Genomic DNA, 19,439 nt, shown 5'->3' on the forward strand with positions numbered 1-19,439 from the left:
TAAAGTAAGGATTATTTAGTGCAATAAAAATAATTATTCAACTACTGCCTTAAACATCAAGGCTGCAACGGTAAGGTTGGTTCTGCTGTCTATTAAAATGGCAGATCCATTGGCTTTATTTTCAGTATATAAATCAAATGGCAGTATAGAAGCGGTTTTTATAACAACCCTACCAATTTCGTTTAAAGAAAAGTCATAAGCTGGTTTTTTCTCCAAAGTATTAATATCCACCTTAAAAATAATTTCATTGATTTTGCATTTCGTTACCTTACTGTTATGCTGAATCAAATAGGTAATGTTTTCATCCAATGGACGTTTGTCCATCCAGCAAATGTCGGCTTCAATCAATTGCGAATGTTGGGCTACATGATTACTATTAACCAGCATATCACCACGGCTAACATCAATATTATCTTTTAAATGAATGGTTACTGACATTCCTGCATGCGCTTCTTCCGGTGTCTGATCAAATATCTCTATTCTTTCAATAGAAGATTGGTCTCCAGAAGGAAGAACAGTCACCTGATCATTCACTTTAAATGAACCGCTGAGGATACGTCCTGCATAACCCCTATAATCATGTAGTTCATCTGTTTGCGGCCTGATCACCCATTGGATCGGCATTCTGGCAAAAGGCGATTTAGCTCCGCCATCCACTTCTACTTTTTCCAGATAATGCAACAAACTCTCTCCTTTATACCATTCCATATTTTTGGATGCATGGACAATGTTATCGCCTTTTAAAGCACTAACAGGAATAAAAGTGACATCCTGAATATCCAATTTACCCGCCAATACTTTGTAATTTTCAGTGATCGACTGGTAAACTTCTTCACTGTAGTCTACCATGTCCATCTTATTCAAACAAACCACAATATTTTTAATGCCTAATAAGGAAACCAGGTAGGAATGTCTCACCGTTTGCTCTACTACGCCGTTTCTGGCATCGACTAAAATAATAGCAAGATTTGCCGTTGAGGCTCCGGTAACCATATTTCTGGTATATTGGATATGACCGGGGGTATCTGCAATAATAAACTTTCGCTTCTCTGTCTGAAAATATTTGTATGCCACATCGATGGTAATTCCCTGCTCACGTTCTGCCCTTAAGCCATCAGTTAAAATAGCCAGGTCAATGGTGCCGTCATCGTTTTTACGATTCGACTGCTGTAGCGCTTCTAACTGGTCGGCAAGGATAGAATCGGTATCATATAATAAACGCCCGATTAACGTACTCTTCCCATCATCAACACTACCTGCGGTAAAAAACTTCAATATATTCATTAAAAATATCCTCCTTTTTTGCGGTCTTCCATGGCGGCTTCCGATACTTTATCGTCCATCCTGGCTCCACGTTCACTAATTTTCGATTGACTTATTTCTTCGATGATATCATCCAGCTCGGTAGCTTCAGAAGCAATAGCGGCTGTACAACTCATGTCACCAACAGTACGGAAACGCACCGTTTTTGTTTCCACAAGGTCTTCATGATCCATGTTTAAAAACGGAGATGCAGCCATTAATTGCCCGTTTCGGGTAATACATTCACGTTCGTGTGCAAAATAGATTGACGGCAGTTCCATTTTTTCTCTTTTAATGTAGTTCCACACATCAAGTTCCGTCCAGTTACTAATTGGAAAAACCCTTACATTCTCGCCCTTATTGATTCTGCCGTTGTAAATATTCCACAACTCCGGACGTTGCCTTTTTGGATCCCATTGTCCAAATTCATCCCTAACTGAAAAAATCCGCTCCTTAGCCCTGGCTTTTTCCTCATCCCGGCGTGCGCCACCTATACAGGCGTCAAAGCCATATTTCTCTATAGTATCCAATAAGGTTACCGTTTGTAAAGAGTTCCTACTCGCATTTTTACCTTTCTGCTCCACAGCTTTCCCGGCATCGATGGACTCCTGCACATAACCTACGATCAATTTTTCACCAATACGTTCAACCATTCGGTCGCGATATGCTATCGTTTCCTGGAAATTGTGACCAGTATCAATATGCACTAAAGGGAAAGGAAACTTACCCGGACGGAAAGCTTTTTCAGCCAGCCTAACCAGGGTGATCGAGTCCTTGCCGCCTGAAAATAATAAAGCGGGTTTTTCAAACTGTCCGGCTACTTCACGTAAAATATGAATAGCCTCCGCTTCTAACTCATCTAAATAATCTAAATTAACCATACTCTTTTTTAATCTTTTAAGTGGCATGTAAACCACATTCTTTTTTGGATTGATCTTCCCACCACCAACGGCCGGCTCTGAAATCTTCACCTTCATTAACCGCCCTGGTACAAGGTGCACAACCTATACTGGGGAATCCTTTATCATGTAAAGTATTGTAAACAATATTGTGCTCCCTAACATAAGCTTTAACCTGCTCCAGGCTCCAATCAAATATTGGATGGTATTTCAACAGTTGGTTCTGCTCATCCCATTCCAGGTTAGACATGTCCAATCTATTCGCAGACTGTTCTGCACGAATACCAGTAACCCATATTTTCTTACCCTGTAAAGCACGCTTTAAAGGTTCAATTTTTCTAATATGGCAACAGGTTTTCCGGTTTTCTACCGATTCATAAAAACTGTTAGGCCCTTTTTCCTGTAGCATTTGCTGTAAGGCTTCCGTTTGTGGCAAATAAGCCTTAATCGGCTTTTTGTATATTTCCAGTGTCCTATTCCACACATAATAGGTTTCCGGAAACAACCTTCCTGTCTCCAGGGTAAACACTTCTATTGGAATATTATTTTTAAAGATCAAATCGGTCACCACCTGATCTTCCCAGCCAAAACTTGTTGAAAAGGTAACTAAACCTGGGTATTGTGCAGCGAAATAATGCAGCACTTCAACAGGGTCTTTACCTTTTATAGCTGTTGCCAGGTTTTCTATTTCTAATTTCATTTCTTTTTATTTTCAATCAGCACCGAGGTGACTTCATTGAGCACCCTTACCTTTTCAGCAAAATCTCCTTCTAAGGTAAGTCGCAATGCAGCCATTTGTTGCAAGGCCGTATCTATATCATCCGGTAAACTCTCATTTAACAACTCTTTTAAGCGTTTAGCCACCGTAGGCGACTTCCCATTCGTTGAAATCGCGATTTTTAAATCACCTTTTTTAACAACCGAGCCCAAGTAAAAATCACAAAGGGCAGGCTTATCAGCAAAATTCACTAAAAGCTTACGCTCATGAGCCGCAGCACGGATTTCAAAGTTAAGCAATTCGTTGTTTGTCGCCGCCATGACCAGGTTTACACCGTCCATATCCTGCACCTCAAAGGCTTTTTGGTGGAGATGAACATTTGGAAAATTCCGTGAAAGTTCTTCTACTTCAGGAATGATTTCCAACGCCACAACCTTTATCTGGGCTAAAGGACTATTGTTTAACAAAGCACTTAACTTCTCTAAGCCAATAGGTCCCGCTCCTACCAATAATGTTTGTAGCGTATGCAATTTTATAAACACCGGAAATAACGTATTACCTTCCATTTATCGGTTTTATTGTTCCTCTTGTAAAGTACGATAAAAATCTTTTATCGGCTGGAAAGAAGGATGAAGAGACACCACTTCACCAAAAATAAGTAAGGCTGGTGCTTTGATGTTTTTCTCTATGACCAGTTCTTCAATGGTGTCAACAATGCCAATGGCTAACTTCTCGTCCTCCATGGAACCACTTTGAATGCAAGCTACCGGTAATTTATTCTTCCCTTCATTCTGGAACAGTTTAACAATCTCCGCTATTTTGTTCAGGCCCATCAATACCACTACAGTAGCCTTGGTTCTTACCGCTTCGTAAAGGTCACTTGACATTTCACCAGAAGCCGTTGTACCCGTTACTACCCAAAAACTTTCACTTAAACCCCTGTGTGTAACCGGAATTTGTTGAAGTCCAGGTACCGATATTGAACTCGATAAACCAGGAATTACCTGGGTAGGTATGCTGTAATTTAAAGCAAAATCCAATTCCTCATAACCACGGCCGAAAACAAAGGGATCGCCTCCTTTTAAACGAACCACATGCCCGTAGTTCATGGCATAATCCACCATTAGTTTATTAACTGCCGCCTGCGAATAAGAATGCGCACCTGACCTTTTTCCCACATAAATTTTAATGGCATCCGGACTAGCGTAATTTAACAGCGCTTCGTTAACCAATGCATCATATAAAACTACATCAGCAGTTTTTAAGGCATTAGCACCTTTCATGGTAATCAATTCCGGGTCGCCAGGGCCAGCGCCAACCAGCGTTATTTTTGGTTCTTTGAATCCTTTAGTTGTTTTATTTAAAATCATAATTGAAACGCAGCCTCCCTTTTAGTTTTTATCTGGTTATAAAAGCGTTCCGCGGTTTCAATATAAGCTATCGCGAAGCTTTCTGATGGTTCATGTTTATTAATTTGTAATATCTGGTCGCTAAAACTATCTTCCAGCTCTACTTCTCCTGTACTTACATAATGTTGGTCAAAATCTCTGATTACCCCTACCTGAGTACTGCTGTTAATGCCTTTATCTAAAAGCAAAGCCTTAGCCGTGCTCACCTGTACCGCATAAGCATGGTAGATGGCATCAGCCCAGGCTTGTCCCTCAAAAGAACTTTTAGCCCAGCTCAATTTTTCTTCTGCCTCTACCAATAGGGTAGCAACTAAATCGATAATTACACCGGCACATTCTCCTACCCCAATTGCGGTCTGAAAAGTTTCTTCATGGCCCCAGTCTACAAATTCTTCGTCCTGCAGGTTAGTCAAATCAGCTAAAGGTTTGATCAGTTGATAAAAATAATCCTTGCCCAAACGATCGTAATAGCCATGGAAGTTTTCATCAGCAAAGGCATTGGCGCTATAGTCATCTAATACTACACGTAATACAGAGGTTGCACGTTTCGAGGGCACTTTGATAATCTTCTCGGCAACCCTGCCTGCACCATCGCCTACCGTTCCACCGCCAAGTAAAACCTGTACCGCTGGAACTACTTTCCCATTGGCTTTCACAGAACTTCCATGAAAACCAATATGTGCTAATCCATGTTGTCCACAAGAATTCATACAACCACTAATTTTAATCTTAATGTCTTGATTAAAAATTAAATGTGGGTACTCTTCATAAACAAGCTCTTCCAACGTAGCCGCAAGGGTCATGCTATTTGATATCCCCAGATTACAGGTGTCTGTTCCAGGGCAAGTAGTCACATCAGCGATGCTGTCAAAACCTGCAGCAGCAAGTTTAATTGCTTTTAGGTTTTTATATAATGTAGGTAATGCTTCCTTTCTAACAAATTTCAATAATAGACCCTGGTTTTGTGTTACCCTTATCTCGTCAGCGACATATAAATGAATAGCATCAATCAATTCTCTGGCCTGGAAAGTTCTGATATCACCAATGGTCACTTTAATGTAAACGCCATAAAAGCCTTGTTGCTTTTGCTCAAAAACATTTGTGGCTAACCAACGCTGATAATCCAGGTCATTTTCCAGTCCGGTTTCTTCCAAAGCAATAACCGGTGGTACATTTGGAAATGGAACCGCATCCCGGTCTATTGGGTAAGTTTTAACACGATTGGCAATACGCTCTTCATCGATTAACCTTAATACTTCTTCAAGACCTAGTTTTTGCACCAGGTATTTCAGACGGGCCTTATTTCGGTTTGATCGCTCTCCATAACGGTCAAATACACGCAAAACAGATTCTGCGTAAGGAATAATTTGATCTTCTGGCAAAAACTCATGAACCACGGTGGCAAGAAAAGGTTGTGCACCTAAGCCACCGGCAAAAAGCACTTTAAATCCACGCTCGCCCTGTTCATTAATTTTAGGTATAAAACCTAAATCATGTATATAACTAAATGCCGTGTCATTCTCTGTGGCAGAAAAGGAAAACTTTATTTTCCTACCCATTTCCTGGCAAATGGGATTGCGAAGGAAATACGAGAAAAACGCATGTGCATAAGGGGATACATCAAATAATTCATTAGGGTTAATGCCCGCATCAGGAGAAGAGGTTACATTCCTAACCGTATTACCACAGGCTTCCCTGATCGTTACATCCTCGCGCTCCAATTGATCCCAAAGTTCTGGGGTGCGATCCAAACTCACATAGTGCATTTGTATATCCTGACGGGTGGTCAGGTGAAGGTTGCCGCTTCCATACTCGTCTGCTACGTCCGCTATCTTTAGTAGTTGTCTGAAGGTTACCTTTCCGAAAGGAAGTTTAATCCGGATCATTTGCACACCAGGCTGACGCTGACCGTAAATCCCGCGTGCAAGACGTAAACTTCTAAATTTTTCATCGTGGATAGCCCCTTCTCTAAAAAGACGGATCTTCTTTTCAAGATCAATGATATCTTTTTCTACTATCGGATTTTCAAGTTCGGTTCTAAAGCTTTGCATGTTAATTGTGACATTTTAATTTAAAAAAAAACTTCTTTAGTTTTCGACTGAAGAAGTTTTACAATATTTACCCCATACCAGTCTAAGTTCTGCTTGTACAGATTAGGGACATCATATTGTAATAAACCTGGTTCGTGTTGTTCATCTTTACAAATATATAAAGTATATAGAATATATAGGCTTTATATACATAATATTTTCAATATTTATATAAAACAGCTATTATGCACCTGTTTACACCTTTTTTAACTGAAAAAAATTATTAAAATATAGAAATTGATAGCTAATGGCATTCGTCCAGTATTTCCAATCATGGTTTCCCGGCCGGCTAATAAAATCATGTGCAATGTTATTATACTTCAACTGTTCATGAAATTTTAGGTTCACCGGGTAAAAGAAATCGTCTTCGCCGCAATCAATAATCAATGCTAATTGATGAGTAGAAAGCAACGGAATCATCTCCATAACACTGTTCTCCTTCCAGCTGTCAGCATTTAAAGCATAACTGCCCAATCGTTTTGAAATTTCCCAATTTCCTGGAAAAGGTCTTAAATCCAGCCCACCGCTCATGCTTCCTGCAGCTCCAAACACATCCTGGTGTTTTATGGCTAAGGAAAGCGCACCGTGACCGCCCATACTTAAACCCATAATCGCCCTGCCCTTAAGATCCGCTATCGTAGAATAACGTTTGTCAATCCATCCCACCAATTCTTTGGCCACATAGGTTTCATATTTCCAGGTGGAGTCTACCGGACTATCCAGGTACCAACTGTTACGTCCATCGGCACATACAATAATCAGCTGGTAACGGTCTGCATAATCCTTTATCGCAGGAGTATTCCTAATGTAATCGGCATAACCACCACTATAACCATGTAAAAGGTATACCGTAGGAAAACGTTTCTCACCACCATATCCTGCAGGCAATACCACTACAGCTTTAATCTTCTTTTTCATGGACTCACTATAAGTAACTACGGTATCAACCGAAGCGGCCATTGCCACATCTACAAAGAATAGTAATAAAAAGGAATATAAAATACGGCTAACTAACTGGCGATTCTTAAAATACGTGGACATCTCTAATGGTTTGTGAACCCTAAAACTAATGATATGCTTCTAAAATTGCAAGCCTCCTTGATGTCATCTAAAATATTAATTATTTTTTTATTTAAACAAGTTTAATACACATTTGAATATAAAAATTATTCAAATATGAAAAACAAGCTCACTTACCTGGTTTTATTATCAACCCTTGGCTTCCTGGCCAGCTGCAGCAAAACAAACCCTCCAGTTACACCAGAAAAACCAATTGTTACAGTGCCTGTTCCACCCCCGCCAACAACCACACCGCCAGTAACTACACCCCCTGTAGTCTTACCTCCATCTTCTACCACTAAGCTGCTACCCATTAAAATAGAATCGTCCAACCAGTCGGTCATGTTTAAATATCTTGGTAATACCAATTCGCTTTTATCCGTTGAAAATAGTACTGGTAAAAAGGTGATCATCACCTACAAAGACAATCTAATGAACACCTTATACACCTACGAAGGTGGTAAAACTTTCTATGTCGACTTTGTTCGTGACCATAATAATCGCATCAATAAAGTGAATCAATGGAGCCAAACTGCAGATGACGACATTCCTTTAGGTTATTACACCATTACCTATAACAACCAACAGCAAATGACCGAAATCAATTACTTCTCTGCTAAAAACGTACTGTTGCATACCAAAACCTTTGCTTATGACCTTTCCAATGATAAAATGGGCGTCATTATCGAAACAAACAAAACAGAAATAACCAAATATACTTTCGACCTTAATAATGGGCTATTTAAACACGTGGCTAATGCCCATCTCATTGCCATGGAAACAGGTGAAAATTTCCTTCTGTCGGCAGATCATAATTTACTCAGCATGAAGAGCAGCACCCCTAAAAATGACCTAACTTGCAGTTATGAGTACAATTTAGATGCCTATCCTACCTTAATTACCTGGGAAGCCCTCAACGTCAAAATGACATTTAAAGTAAGCTACAAAACACTTTAGCCTGCACTGGTCCTGATATAATCGTAGGTTTGTTAAATATCCTGCTTTATATTAGGACCATTCAAATGGCAATAAAGATTATTAAATTCATCTTTTTCGGCAATTACTTTATTGGTTTACTGGCCATAGCCTTAACCATAGAATCCACTATACAACTCAAAATCCCTTTTAACAGCCTTGCCTACTATGCCCTGGTGGCTTTCGCACCCATCATTTATTACACTTATGCCTACATGGGTGTCAATAAACTGAGTACAACAACCAACCCCAGAACACAGTGGTATATGACCCATCAGTCATTCATTATAAAAAGTCAGTTTCTCCTCAGCGTAATCTGCCTGTCCCTCCTCTCCTACCTGCTTTGGCGGCATATGGAAGCTATTTTTAACCTCCCACTGCCTTACTGGCTTGCCGCGGTATCCATTATACTGATTGCCCTTTTGTATTATGGCTTACTACCAGCATCTTTCTTTAACCTCAACCTCCGCAATACGGGCTGGCTAAAGCCTTTTATCATTGGATTTATCTGGGCATGCACAGCAAACGTATTGCCCCTCATCATGCTTCGTTTAGAAAGCGGAGCCGCGGAAATTGAAAGCACCATCTGGATATGGCTTTTCGTCAAAAACTGGATGTTCTGCACGGTTAATGCCATTATGTTCGATCTAAAAGATTATGAAATCGACGCCAATAAGGAATTGAAAACTTTTGCCGTGCGGTTTGGACTGAATAACACCATATTTTATATGCTCATCCCTTTATTGTGTATCGGTATGTGCTCCTTATTCATCTACACTTATATCCAGCATTTTCCTACACTAACCATCTTATTCAATTTTATCCCTTTCCTGCTGACCTTAATCGTAGCTTATTCCATGATTAAAAAGAAGGAAATCTTGTTTTATCTCATCGTTATTGATGGCCTTATTTTGGTGAAAGCATTGTGTGGCATCGCCGGTGGCAGCCTATAAAACCGACAAGAAAAATGGTTAATAACTATGATCGCATCGCTTCCTCTTATGACCGACTGAGTCGACTGGTTTTTTTCAAGGCGCAAACCCGTGCCCAAAAAGTGCAACTTCCTTTTATTCAAGCTGGGGCCAATATTCTGATTGTCGGTGGCGGCACCGGATGGATCTTAGCGGCTATCGCTGAAATTCATCCCAAGGGGTTAAATATTACCTTTATAGACATTTCTGCAAACATGATTAACCTGGCTAAAAAAGTAAATGCCGGCGAAAACAAGGTCCTGTTTATTCAGGGCGCTATCGAAGAGCTGTATATTGAACATCCCTTTGATGTGGTCATCACCGCATTTTTGTTTGACAATTTTGCTGAAACACGCGCAACGCTCGTCTTCCATAAACTCCACCAATGGCTAAAAGACGACGGCTTATGGTTCTTTGCCGATTTTTCTCCCTTAAAGGGCAAAGCCTGGCACTCCATTTTACTAAAATTGATGTATGCGTTTTTCAACCGCATTGCCCAAGTGGAAGCTCACAGTCTGTTTAACACTAACCTACTGTTCCAGCAACATGCGTATCGTAACATTCTCCATAACCAATACTATGGCAATTTCATTGAATCTATTGTATACAAAAAAACCAGACCCTAAGGCCTGGTTTTAACCACAATCACTAAAAATAAACCAACTTATAAATCTGTAATCGGCCTGTATTTAGGCACCAATGATTTCATAATCCCCCATGCCAACAAGTATGCTACTGCACAAATGGCAAACATGATGGTATAACCGGTCTCGGTATGGCCTAAAGCTTTATAATGGTCAAATAAACCACCACCCAGTTTAGACAGCACCACACCACCCAAGCCACCTGCCATACCGCCTATACCAACAACCGAACCGATTGCTTTTTTAGGAAACATATCTGATACCGTTGTAAAAATATTAGCCGACCAAGCCTGGTGTGCTGAAGCACCAATTCCAATTAAAATAACGGGAATCCAAAACGTAAGGTGCCCAAGTGGTTGCGCCGCCAGAATAACCAGGGGAAACAAGGCGATGACCAGCATAGCTTTCATCCTGCCGTCGTATGGCGAAAAACCCTTGTTGATGAAATACATCGGGAACCAGCCGCCGCCAACACTTCCAATCATGGTCAAGCTGTACAGCACCGCTAAAGGAACCATGATCGCCGTGTTATCCATTCCATATTGCACTTTTAAGTACGATGGTAACCAGAATAGGAAAAACCACCATACCCCATCAGTCATGAATTTTCCAATGGCAAACGCCCAGGTCTGCTTGTAACCTAATAACTGTGTCCAGGATACTTTTTTAGCTTCTTGTTCAGAGGAGGTTGGAACTATACCGTCCTGATCAGGATCTGTTAAAATGTATTCCAGTTCTTTTTTAGACAAACGTTTTTGTCTTTCCGGAATTTCATAAAAGATAAACCAGAAAATAAGCCATAAAAACCCTACAGCCCCAATTAATACGAATGCAGATTCCCATCCATAACGGTGTGCTATCCAAGGTACGGTAAGTGGCGCTAAAACCGCCCCAACATTAGCGCCTGAATTAAAAATCCCCGTCGCAAAGGAGCGTTCCTTTTTCGGAAAGTATTCTGCGGTCGCTTTGATGGCTGCCGGAAAGTTTCCTGCCTCTCCAATAGCCAATACCGCTCTGGATATCACAAAACCTACAACAGAAAAAGATAATCCGGTAATACCAGCGATGCCTAACATGGACACCATGCCCTGACCTAGTGGAATGGCCTTGGCGTGCAAAATGGCCCCCAGTGACCAAACAATGATGGCCACGGCATAACCCCATTTAGTACCTAATTTATCAACTATTCTTCCTGCAAAAAGCATGGAAAGTGCATATACAAATTGAAAGGAGGCCGTAATATTGGCATAATCGGTATTACTCCAGCCAAACTCAGCTTCTAATGTAGTGTGTAACAGACTTAACACCTGTCTGTCGAGGTAGTTCACTGTAGTCGCAAAAAAAAGCAGCGCGCAAATGGTCCAGCGATAATTGCCGGTTTTGACTTCGTTCATTTATATTTGGTTTTGGTATTTGGTTGGTATTCTTGTTATTATTTGATCTTTTTTAAGATCTCCATTGTCTTATTAGTCATTTCTGTTAGTCGTTCATAATCCTTGTTTGCCATAATCTCTTTACTCACCAGCTTACTTCCCATGCCTACAGCACAAACTCCCGCTTTAAACCAGTTCCTGATGTTCTCTTCTTCTATCTCCACTCCACCGGTCGGAACAAAAAGTTGCCCCGGAAAAATATCCTTAATCGCTGATAAATAGGAAGGCCCCAATAAATTAGCTGGGAACATTTTTATAATTCCTGCACCCATCTGGTGTGCTACATTAATTTCACTTGGGGTATAACAGCCTGGTATCCATAGCAATCCAGCATCATGGATTAAATCACCCACTGCAGGATCAATCACCGGGCAAACCACAAAGTGAGTTCCCGCATCCAGAAAGGCTTGTGCTTCCGTAGTATTCTTAATGGTACCAATACCCAAATGAAGATCAGGCATCTCCGCATTCACTTTATCAATCAGGAACCTGAAGTTTTCTAATGCTTCTTTCCCCCTATTGGTGTACTCGATCACCCGAATACCACATTTGTATAAGGTTCTCACAATGTCAAGGCTTACCGCAGCATCCTCATAAAAGAATAATGGTAATAAACCCTGTTTCTGTATGGCCTGTATTGTATTTTCTTTAGTTCTCATATTTCGTAGCTTTTTCAATTAGCTCAGCTGGTTTTAAGTTCGTAGCGTCGCTGGCAACAAATAGTTTGGTAAAAGCTGCTGCCGTTGCAAATGCTAAGGTTTCAACGGGCGACTTACCCTGGTAAAATCCGTAAATTAATCCAGCCATATAACAGTCCCCGCTTCCCACCTTGTCTACAATTTTCTCAGCAAAATATTGCTTCGACACATGCAGTGTACCTTCTGTAAAAAGTGTTGAATAGTATTTAACCCCACCCTGCTCATCAAAGCGAAAAGTGTTCGCTACAGCTTTACAGGCAGGGAAATTTTCTTGAATAATCCTTGAAGTCTTTTCTGCTTGCTCCAGATAGTTGTCCTTCTCCCTTAAACCTTCAGGAACTGGAATACCAAACATGGTTTCCGCAGCCCAGATATTACCCATAATTAAATGACAATATTTTGCCAGTGCAGGTAAAACGGACACGGGTTCTTTCCCATATTTCCATAACAGGGCACGGTAATTTAGGTCAATAGAAATAGTAATGTTTCTTGCCGATGCTTCTTTTAACGCTTCTTCGCAAACTTCTGCTGCTGCCAAACTAACTGCCGGGCATATTGCACTGAAATGGAACCAGGAAACATCCTTAAAGACCTCCTCCCAATTGATTTCACCAGTTTTAAGCGTGGAAAACGACGAGTACTTCCTATCGTAAATCACACTCGAGTTTTTTAGGTCCTTACCTTTATGTAAATAGTAAAGTCCTACACGCTCCCCCTGGTATTGTATTGCCGAATGATCGATGCCTAAATCATCAATATAGTCCACCAGTTGTTCAGTCATGGCATTCTTTGGCAAGGCCGTCATGTAAGCCGATGGCATGCCCCATATGGATAAGGCAGTGGCAACGTTTAATTCTGCACCACCAATATAAAATGGCAGGTTATTTTCCTTAATCCAGCGCCCTTCGGCATCCGGACAGATACGCAACAGCAGCTCACCAAAACTTAATATCTTCCCCATATTAAACCCCGAAGTAATTTTTTGCGTTATGAAAACAGATGTCTTTCACCACTTTTCCTAACCATTCCATATCATCGGGCAGTTCGCCATTTTCCACATCCTCACCTAGCAGGTTACACAATAAACGCCTGAAGTATTCATGTCTCGGATAAGATAAAAAGCTTCTGGAATCGGTTAACATGCCTACAAAGCGACTCAACAAACCCATGTTGGAAAGTGCATTTATTTGGCGGGTCATACCGTCTTTTTGATCCAGGAACCACCATGACGACCCGAATTGAATCTTTCCAGCTACGGTACCGTCGTTGAAATTACCTATCATCGTGGCCATCAACTCATTGTCGGCTGGATTTAAGTTGTATAAAATCGTCTTGGTCAACTGGTTACTGCCATCCAAACGGTTTAAAAACTTCGATAACATAGGGCCCTGCTGAAAATCACCAATAGAATCCCAACCTGTATCCGGACCAAGGCTACTCAATAAACGAGAATTGTTATTTCTTAAGGCGCCTAAATGATATTGCTGAACCCATCCTTTTTCATGATCCCAAATGGAGAAATAATATAGCATGGCCGATTTAAACTGCAATACCTCGATGTCTGTAAGTTCCTTAGCAGTAATTATTTTATCGAAGATCACATCAATTTCTTCAGCAGAATAATCTGTCGCATACATTTGCTCCAGGCCATGATCTGAAACCCGGCATCCTTGTTCAGCAAAAAAATCATGCCTGCTTTTTAATGCCGCAAGGTAGGAATTGAAGTCGGTGATCGACACACCTGAAACTTCTTCCAACTTGTTAACATAAGCCACCAGGGCTAGTAAATCTTCAGCCTGCATCGCTTTATCTGGTCTGAAAGCTGGTAAAACCTTAATTTCAAAACCTTCAGACTTGATCTGCTGGTGGTAAGCCAGGTCGTCGGTAGGGTCATCGGTGGTGGCCACCCATTCTACCTTCATTTTACGCATTAAGTTACGCACCGAATATTCTGGTGTCTGCAGTTTTGCGGTACACTCCTCATAAATTTTACGGGCCGTAGCTGGCGATAAGATATCATAAACGTCAAAATACCGTTGCAGCTCCAGGTGTGTCCAGTGGTATAAAGGATTACGTAAAGTATAGGGTACCGTTTCCGCCCACTTCTCAAATTTCTCCCAGTCGCTTTTATCTCCAGTAATGTATTCTTCTGCAATGCCATTGGCACGCATGGCACGCCATTTATAATGGTCACCATATAACCAAACCTGCGTCAGGTTTTCAAAATTACGGTCTTCAGCTATCTGGTCTGGTGGCAGGTGACAGTGATAATCGATCACTGGCATATCCTTGGCGTATTGGTGATATAATACTTCTGCCGTTTTATTATTTAATAGAAAGTTTTCGTCGATGAATTTTTTCACGTCTTATATTTTATTTTCGTTTAAACGCCTCCAAATACGGAGAAGCCACCATCCACACAAATCATAGCACCGGTTACAAATTTCGATGCATCGCTTAACAGGAACACCAGGGCGCCTTTAAGTTCATCTGGATCACCAAATCGTTTAAAGGGAGTCTGGTTAATCACTAAACCACCGCGATCAGTATAACCACCCCCAGGGAGGGTCAATAAATCACGATTTTGTTCGGTCAGGAAAAAACCAGGCGCAATGGCATTCATCCTGATTTTTTCGCCATAACGGTTGGCCATTTCCACAGCAAACCATTGGTTATAATAATCAACACCTGCTTTACCCATGTTGTAACCCAACACTTTGGTAATGGCGCGTTTAGAGTTCATCGAAGAAATGTTTACAATACTCCCTTTACCGGTTTCGGCAATGGCAGCACCAAACACCTGCGTTGGAATAATGGTACCCCATAAGTTAAGGTCCATTACTTTTTTCATGCCTGCCAGGTTCATCTTAAAAATATCTTCTTCTGGCTTCAGCACACCTTCTGGCTGGTTGCCACCTGCGGCATTAACCAATCCATCGATTCTGCCAAATTTTTCCAACACCTGGGTACGGCATTCAATAAGCTGCTGCTCGTCCATCACGTCGGCTACCAGGGCTATTGCCCGGCCACCCTTTTCGTTAATAGCATCAGCACGCTCCTGCGCAACCTTGGCATTCCTGCCTAAAATCCCTACAGCAGCTCCTGCTTCCACAACAGCTTCCACAAATGCTCCACCTAAAATACCTGTTCCACCGGTTACAATAATAACCTTATCTTTCAATGCGAATAAGTTTTCCATTAACGTAAGTCTTGAGTTAAAGCAGGGTCCATATCAGCATAATCAAGGTTTTCACCGCCCATGCCCCAAATAAAACTGTAATTTTTTGTACCACATCCAGAGTGGATGCTCCATGATGGCGATAATACCGCATCATGATTAGCCATGAAGAGATGACGTGTTTCCTGTGGCGACCCCATCAGGTGTAATACACGCTGATCTTCTTCCACATCAAAATAGAAATAAGCTTCTGCTCTTCTGTCGTGAATATGCGCAGGCATGGTATTCCACACACTACCATTTGCTAAAATAGTTAAGCCCATCACCAACTGGCAACTTTGAATACCGTCTTTATGGATGTACCTGATAATTTTACGCTCATTTGCCGTATCCAGACTGCCTAATACCGCAGAAAAAGCTTCCTCAGTGGTTAATAAAGTGGTAGGATAAGTGGTATGCGCCGGAGTAGACAATAAGTAAAATACCGCTGGCTCAGTGGCCGAATTACTTTTAAAGCTTACTTCCTTAACTCCTTTTCCTAAGTATAAAGCATCCAGTTTACGCAAAGGATAACTGGTGCCATCAGCAACTACTACGCCGTCACCTCCAACATTGATAATTCCCAGTTCTCTTCTTTCCAGAAAATATTCAGCACGCAGATTGGAGTAATTACTTAATTCTACCGTTTCTGTCACCGGGTAGGCTAATCCGACAACCATTCTGTCGTAATGTGAATAGGTAAACGTCGCTTTATTTTCTTGTTTTAAATCTGTCAGTAAAAAACGTGACCTGATCTTCTCCGTATCGTAAGTTTTAAAATCATCCGGTGCTACCGCATGTATAATCTTCATGTCCTTCATTTGCATTATTTGTTATTCGTAAAAATTATTATAATGATATTCCTCTCTTCCAAGGTATGAAATCATCTTGAATATGTTGTACTGCCTTCACTTGGATGTGGCCACTAGCCACATCAATCACGTAATTTAGTATCCTTTGACCTGCTTCTTCAATCGTTTCAGTACCCTCAATGATGGTCCCGGTATCGATATCAATAATGTCGTTCATTTTGTTGTACAGCTTGGTATTGGTAGATATTTTAACCACTGGGGCAATTGGATTGCCTGTTGGGGTACCCAAACCTGTGGTAAATAACACGACATTGGCGCCCGAACCCACCTCTGCTGTAGTAGATTCCACATCATTGCCAGGCGTGCACAATAAGTTTAAACCTGGTTTTGTAACTTTTTCAGGATAATCCAATACGGCCACCACCGGAGATGTACCTCCTTTTTTTGCGGCACCAGCAGATTTTATAGCATCAGTGATTAATCCATCTTTAATATTCCCCGGCGAAGGGTTCATGTCAAAACCTGAACCCGCGGCCGTTGCCCGGCTGCTGTAAGTGCCCATTAAACTCGCAAATCGCCTTGCGTCATGCTCATCCTGACAACGGTTCACCAGGTTTTGCTCTACACCACACAATTCAGGAAATTCTGCCAAAATCACCGAACCGCCCAGGGCAACCAGTAAATCAGAGGTATAACCAATTGCTGGATTTGCCGATAAACCTGAAAAACCATCCGATCCGCCACATTCCAAACCAATACACAGTTTGCTCAATGGCGCCGGTGTTCTTTCATGTGCATTAGCCTGCATCAATCCAGCAAAGGTTTGTTTTATGGCTAAGGAAAGCACATCTGCTTCTGTGCCGATATGTTGCTGATCTAAAACATAAAGGGGTTTATCAAATGCCGGACTTCTTTTTAAGATCTCTTCCTGTAAAATGCTTACTTGTGCATTCTGACAACCTAAACTTAATACGGTTGCACCAGCAACATTAGGGTGAGTAATATAACCCGCCAGTAAACCACAAAGGGTTTCCGAATCCTGGCGTGTACCACCACAACCCCCGGTATGCGTCAAAAACTTGATGCCATCAACATTTGGAAACAGCTGGTGCTTTTTCTCCCGGTCTTCCCGGTGGGTAACCTGTGCATTTAAAATATCTGCCACACCGGCACCTTGCTGGTAAAGTGCCATCAACTCTTTGGCCTGTGCCTGGTAGGTTTCATTACGACCATATCCAAGGTTGTTTAACAATGCTTCCTGTATCACCTCCAGGTTTCTGTTTTCACAAAATACCATGGGAATCACCAGCCAGTAATTAGCCGTTCCTACCTGTCCGTCGCTACGCCGAAAGCCATTAAACGTTCGGTGTTGCCAGGCGCTCACATCAGGTTTATTCCAGCTTAATTTTTCATCGGTAACATGGAAATCTTTTGCAGCATGTTTAATGTTGCTGGTCGTCAGCAGGCTGCCCACAGGCAGTTCGGCCTGTGCCGTACCCACTAATACGCCATACATAATTACCTGCCCACCTGTTTCCAGGCGACTGATAGAAAATTTATGTTTTGCGGGAATAATATCTTGTAAGATATAAGCCTCACCCTCATCAATAATCACGTCACCTTTAGCCAGGTCGGTTAAGGCAACCATCACATTATCATTTGGATGAACTTTTAATACGCGGTGTTTCATGATTTTGATGTTGAATGGTGTTGATTAAATGACAACAAAGCCGCAGCTATTCCTTGTTTCGTCATATTTGTGTAATGCAAGTGTACCGCATCTTTAAATCCTGGAAGGTCATTTAAATCCGTCTCCCAGAAAGCAGCATTGTCAAATACCTGGTTAAAATAGGCTAACGGATCTGGATGTGCTGCATGTGCCGAGGCGAAATGTGTCGCCTGATCATCCTGTATTAGGTATTCCTGATCGTTATAATGACCATAATATTTACCATCTTTTTCTACCGAACGCATAAATAACAGGTACGACGCAAAACCAAAGGCCAAATGTGCTGGTGCTTCGAGGTTCAAGGCATAATGTTCTGCTAACAGCGGAAAGATTCTGATTTTCATCTTCATCGTGTACTGCACCGTAATACCAAGCCATAAGTGCGCGATATAAGGATTTGCAAAACGATCCAATACCACATCCGAAAAGGCAAAGGCCTCCTGTGCTTCAACCTCATAAGGGATAGCCGGTATAATATCTTGCTGCATCACCGTTTTAATATATTGATGAAGCGCAGCATGGTTCATTCCATTTTTAACGGTATCAATACCACTTAATACGGCTATACCGCAGCTCAGTGTATGGGTGCCGTTTAATAAACGCACCTTCAGTTCCCTGTATTTTTCAATATCAGAAGTGATGACCACACCAGGATCAACCTGACTAAAACTTAAAATCGATGCTACACGTTCGTCGCCTTCAATGGCCCAAAGGCGATAAGGTTCTACCATGGCCAGCAACTGGTCCTCATAACCTAAACTGGCCGTTAAGTCGGCAAGCTCCTGATCTGCAGGTTTTCCAGGTACGATCCTATCCACCAACGAATTGCAAAAAGTAACATGAACATCCAACCAGGCATTAAAACCATCATCAAGCTGATTGTAAGCCGCAATCTCCCGAACAATAATTTTTAATTTATCTCCATTGTCTGGAATTAACTCCGTTGGAATGATGACCAAATGGCCAGCGGCCTCCTTAAGCATTTCATAACGTTTATACAGGATGGCTACTAGTTTTGCCGGAAAAGAAACTGGAGGGTTTTGTCGAATACTTTCTTCCACCAGGCTTAAACCTACCTCGGTAGTATTGGAAATAATGACTTTCAGGTCTTTACTTAAAGCCAGTTCCATAATAGACGACCAGTCGGCATCTGCTGCAATTACCCGGCTAATAGCCGAGGAGATGATGTTTTCTTCCACCGCCTGTCCTTTCTCGAGTCCCCTTACACATAGGGTATACAAGTTGTCCTGCTGATCAAAATCACTCAGGTCACCCTTATTTGTCGATTTCACCACCACCACACGGCCATTAAATACCCCTGCCCGGTTGGCTTTATCAATAAAGTAGTCTGGCAGGCCACGAAGTAACACCCCCGTACCAAATTGCAGTACTTTCTCTGGCAACTCAAACAGCCCGGCTGTTGGTAAACTTACGGCCGTTGCGGCTACATGTTGCAAATTCTCTTTAGACAGAATCATTTTTG

General features: G+C 41.6%; 19 protein-coding genes. 3 read left to right on the forward strand and 16 right to left on the reverse strand.

Going from position 1 to position 19,439, the window contains the following annotated elements:
- Positions 1–33 precede the first annotated feature (33 nt).
- From IWX76_RS13050 to IWX76_RS13085, 8 genes are all read right to left on the reverse strand, one after another.
- On the reverse strand, positions 34–1,284 hold the full coding sequence (locus IWX76_RS13050) for a sulfate adenylyltransferase subunit 1 (RefSeq protein WP_196860366.1): 1,251 nt from the start codon (positions 1,282–1,284) through the stop codon (positions 34–36).
- Positions 1,284–2,210, reverse strand: a complete 927-nt coding sequence (gene cysD, locus IWX76_RS13055; RefSeq protein ID WP_196860802.1) for a sulfate adenylyltransferase subunit CysD — start codon at positions 2,208–2,210, stop codon at positions 1,284–1,286. Before cysD ends, IWX76_RS13050 begins: the two co-directional genes overlap by 1 nt.
- Positions 2,200–2,901, reverse strand: coding sequence for a phosphoadenylyl-sulfate reductase (locus tag IWX76_RS13060; RefSeq protein WP_196860367.1), 702 nt, complete (start codon positions 2,899–2,901; stop codon positions 2,200–2,202). Before IWX76_RS13060 ends, cysD begins: the two co-directional genes overlap by 11 nt.
- Positions 2,898–3,485 carry a precorrin-2 dehydrogenase/sirohydrochlorin ferrochelatase family protein gene (locus IWX76_RS13065; RefSeq protein ID WP_196860368.1) on the reverse strand — a complete coding sequence of 196 codons (588 nt, stop codon included), beginning with the start codon at positions 3,483–3,485 and terminating at the stop codon, positions 2,898–2,900. Before IWX76_RS13065 ends, IWX76_RS13060 begins: the two co-directional genes overlap by 4 nt.
- A gap of 9 nt (positions 3,486–3,494) precedes the next feature.
- Positions 3,495–4,289 (reverse strand): uroporphyrinogen-III C-methyltransferase, encoded by a 795-nt coding sequence (cobA, locus tag IWX76_RS13070; RefSeq protein ID WP_196860369.1) that lies wholly within the window; start codon positions 4,287–4,289, stop codon positions 3,495–3,497.
- The gene (locus IWX76_RS13075; protein WP_196860370.1) at positions 4,286–6,379 is read right to left on the reverse strand and encodes a HEPN domain-containing protein; all 2,094 of its coding nucleotides are present in this window, start codon (positions 6,377–6,379) and stop codon (positions 4,286–4,288) included. The genes cobA and IWX76_RS13075 overlap by 4 nt, the downstream gene beginning before the upstream one ends.
- A gap of 234 nt (positions 6,380–6,613) precedes the next feature.
- Positions 6,614–7,459, reverse strand: a complete 846-nt coding sequence (locus IWX76_RS13080; protein ID WP_334641911.1) for an alpha/beta hydrolase — start codon at positions 7,457–7,459, stop codon at positions 6,614–6,616.
- Positions 7,460–7,611: 152 nt separating this feature from the next.
- Positions 7,612–7,821, reverse strand: coding sequence for a hypothetical protein (locus IWX76_RS13085; RefSeq protein WP_196860371.1), 210 nt, complete (start codon positions 7,819–7,821; stop codon positions 7,612–7,614).
- Here IWX76_RS13085 and IWX76_RS13090 point away from each other — a divergent pair.
- From IWX76_RS13090 to IWX76_RS13100, 3 genes are all read left to right on the forward strand, one after another.
- Positions 7,820–8,434 carry a hypothetical protein gene (locus IWX76_RS13090; RefSeq protein ID WP_196860372.1) on the forward strand — a complete coding sequence of 205 codons (615 nt, stop codon included), beginning with the start codon at positions 7,820–7,822 and terminating at the stop codon, positions 8,432–8,434. The genes IWX76_RS13085 and IWX76_RS13090 overlap by 2 nt on opposite strands.
- 65 nt (positions 8,435–8,499) lie before the next feature.
- On the forward strand, positions 8,500–9,405 hold the full coding sequence (locus tag IWX76_RS13095) for a hypothetical protein (RefSeq protein WP_196860373.1): 906 nt from the start codon (positions 8,500–8,502) through the stop codon (positions 9,403–9,405).
- Between the two features lie 14 nt (positions 9,406–9,419).
- Positions 9,420–10,049: a class I SAM-dependent methyltransferase gene (locus tag IWX76_RS13100; RefSeq protein WP_196860374.1), complete on the forward strand. Its 630-nt coding sequence runs from the start codon at positions 9,420–9,422 to the stop codon at positions 10,047–10,049.
- A gap of 38 nt (positions 10,050–10,087) precedes the next feature.
- Here IWX76_RS13100 and IWX76_RS13105 read toward each other — a convergent pair whose 3' ends face one another.
- Genes IWX76_RS13105 through IWX76_RS13140 form a run of 8 tightly spaced genes read right to left on the reverse strand, consistent with a single transcriptional unit; the run spans position 10,088 to position 19,434 of the window.
- Positions 10,088–11,461, reverse strand: a complete 1,374-nt coding sequence (locus IWX76_RS13105; RefSeq protein ID WP_196860375.1) for an MFS transporter — start codon at positions 11,459–11,461, stop codon at positions 10,088–10,090.
- A 38-nt stretch (positions 11,462–11,499) separates the two neighbouring features.
- Positions 11,500–12,159 carry a bifunctional 4-hydroxy-2-oxoglutarate aldolase/2-dehydro-3-deoxy-phosphogluconate aldolase gene (locus IWX76_RS13110; RefSeq protein WP_196860376.1) on the reverse strand — a complete coding sequence of 220 codons (660 nt, stop codon included), beginning with the start codon at positions 12,157–12,159 and terminating at the stop codon, positions 11,500–11,502.
- A complete protein-coding gene (locus IWX76_RS13115) occupies positions 12,149–13,159 on the reverse strand; it encodes a PfkB family carbohydrate kinase (RefSeq protein ID WP_196860377.1) in 1,011 nt (336 codons plus the stop codon). Before IWX76_RS13115 ends, IWX76_RS13110 begins: the two co-directional genes overlap by 11 nt.
- A gap of 1 nt (position 13,160) precedes the next feature.
- Positions 13,161–14,561 (reverse strand): glucuronate isomerase, encoded by a 1,401-nt coding sequence (gene uxaC / locus IWX76_RS13120; RefSeq protein ID WP_196860378.1) that lies wholly within the window; start codon positions 14,559–14,561, stop codon positions 13,161–13,163.
- A 20-nt stretch (positions 14,562–14,581) separates the two neighbouring features.
- Positions 14,582–15,397, reverse strand: a complete 816-nt coding sequence (locus IWX76_RS13125) for an SDR family oxidoreductase (protein ID WP_196860379.1) — start codon at positions 15,395–15,397, stop codon at positions 14,582–14,584.
- Entirely contained in the window at positions 15,397–16,227 is an 831-nt protein-coding gene (kduI, locus tag IWX76_RS13130; protein WP_196860380.1) for a 5-dehydro-4-deoxy-D-glucuronate isomerase, read from the reverse strand. Before kduI ends, IWX76_RS13125 begins: the two co-directional genes overlap by 1 nt.
- A 37-nt stretch (positions 16,228–16,264) precedes the next feature.
- Complete coding sequence (locus IWX76_RS13135; RefSeq protein ID WP_196860381.1) at positions 16,265–17,917, reverse strand: UxaA family hydrolase; 1,653 nt, start codon at positions 17,915–17,917, stop codon at positions 16,265–16,267.
- Complete coding sequence (locus IWX76_RS13140) at positions 17,914–19,434, reverse strand: tagaturonate reductase (protein ID WP_196860382.1); 1,521 nt, start codon at positions 19,432–19,434, stop codon at positions 17,914–17,916. The genes IWX76_RS13135 and IWX76_RS13140 overlap by 4 nt, the downstream gene beginning before the upstream one ends.
- Between the last annotated feature and the right edge of the window lie 5 nt (positions 19,435–19,439).

The sequence above is a fragment of the Pedobacter sp. CAN_A7 genome, assembly GCF_015752175.1.
GTDB lineage: Bacteria > Bacteroidota > Bacteroidia > Sphingobacteriales > Sphingobacteriaceae > Pedobacter.

Coding starts and splice junctions, on each gene's coding strand:
- IWX76_RS13050 (WP_196860366.1), bottom strand. CDS start 1,284: ATGAATATATTGAAGTTTTTTACCGCAGGTAGTGTTGATGATGGGAAG.
- cysD (WP_196860802.1), bottom strand. CDS start 2,210: ATGCCACTTAAAAGATTAAAAAAGAGTATGGTTAATTTAGATTATTTA.
- IWX76_RS13060 (WP_196860367.1), bottom strand. CDS start 2,901: ATGAAATTAGAAATAGAAAACCTGGCAACAGCTATAAAAGGTAAAGAC.
- IWX76_RS13065 (WP_196860368.1), bottom strand. CDS start 3,485: ATGGAAGGTAATACGTTATTTCCGGTGTTTATAAAATTGCATACGCTA.
- cobA (WP_196860369.1), bottom strand. CDS start 4,289: ATGATTTTAAATAAAACAACTAAAGGATTCAAAGAACCAAAAATAACG.
- IWX76_RS13075 (WP_196860370.1), bottom strand. CDS start 6,379: ATGCAAAGCTTTAGAACCGAACTTGAAAATCCGATAGTAGAAAAAGAT.
- IWX76_RS13080 (WP_334641911.1), bottom strand. CDS start 7,459: ATGTCCACGTATTTTAAGAATCGCCAGTTAGTTAGCCGTATTTTATAT.
- IWX76_RS13090 (WP_196860372.1), top strand. CDS start 7,820: ATGTTTAAATATCTTGGTAATACCAATTCGCTTTTATCCGTTGAAAAT.
- IWX76_RS13085 (WP_196860371.1), bottom strand. CDS start 7,821: ATGACCGACTGGTTGGACGATTCTATTTTAATGGGTAGCAGCTTAGTG.
- IWX76_RS13095 (WP_196860373.1), top strand. CDS start 8,500: ATGGCAATAAAGATTATTAAATTCATCTTTTTCGGCAATTACTTTATT.
- IWX76_RS13100 (WP_196860374.1), top strand. CDS start 9,420: ATGGTTAATAACTATGATCGCATCGCTTCCTCTTATGACCGACTGAGT.
- IWX76_RS13105 (WP_196860375.1), bottom strand. CDS start 11,461: ATGAACGAAGTCAAAACCGGCAATTATCGCTGGACCATTTGCGCGCTG.
- IWX76_RS13110 (WP_196860376.1), bottom strand. CDS start 12,159: ATGAGAACTAAAGAAAATACAATACAGGCCATACAGAAACAGGGTTTA.
- IWX76_RS13115 (WP_196860377.1), bottom strand. CDS start 13,159: ATGGGGAAGATATTAAGTTTTGGTGAGCTGCTGTTGCGTATCTGTCCG.
- IWX76_RS13125 (WP_196860379.1), bottom strand. CDS start 15,397: ATGGAAAACTTATTCGCATTGAAAGATAAGGTTATTATTGTAACCGGT.
- kduI (WP_196860380.1), bottom strand. CDS start 16,227: ATGAAGATTATACATGCGGTAGCACCGGATGATTTTAAAACTTACGAT.
- IWX76_RS13135 (WP_196860381.1), bottom strand. CDS start 17,917: ATGAAACACCGCGTATTAAAAGTTCATCCAAATGATAATGTGATGGTT.
- IWX76_RS13140 (WP_196860382.1), bottom strand. CDS start 19,434: ATGATTCTGTCTAAAGAGAATTTGCAACATGTAGCCGCAACGGCCGTA.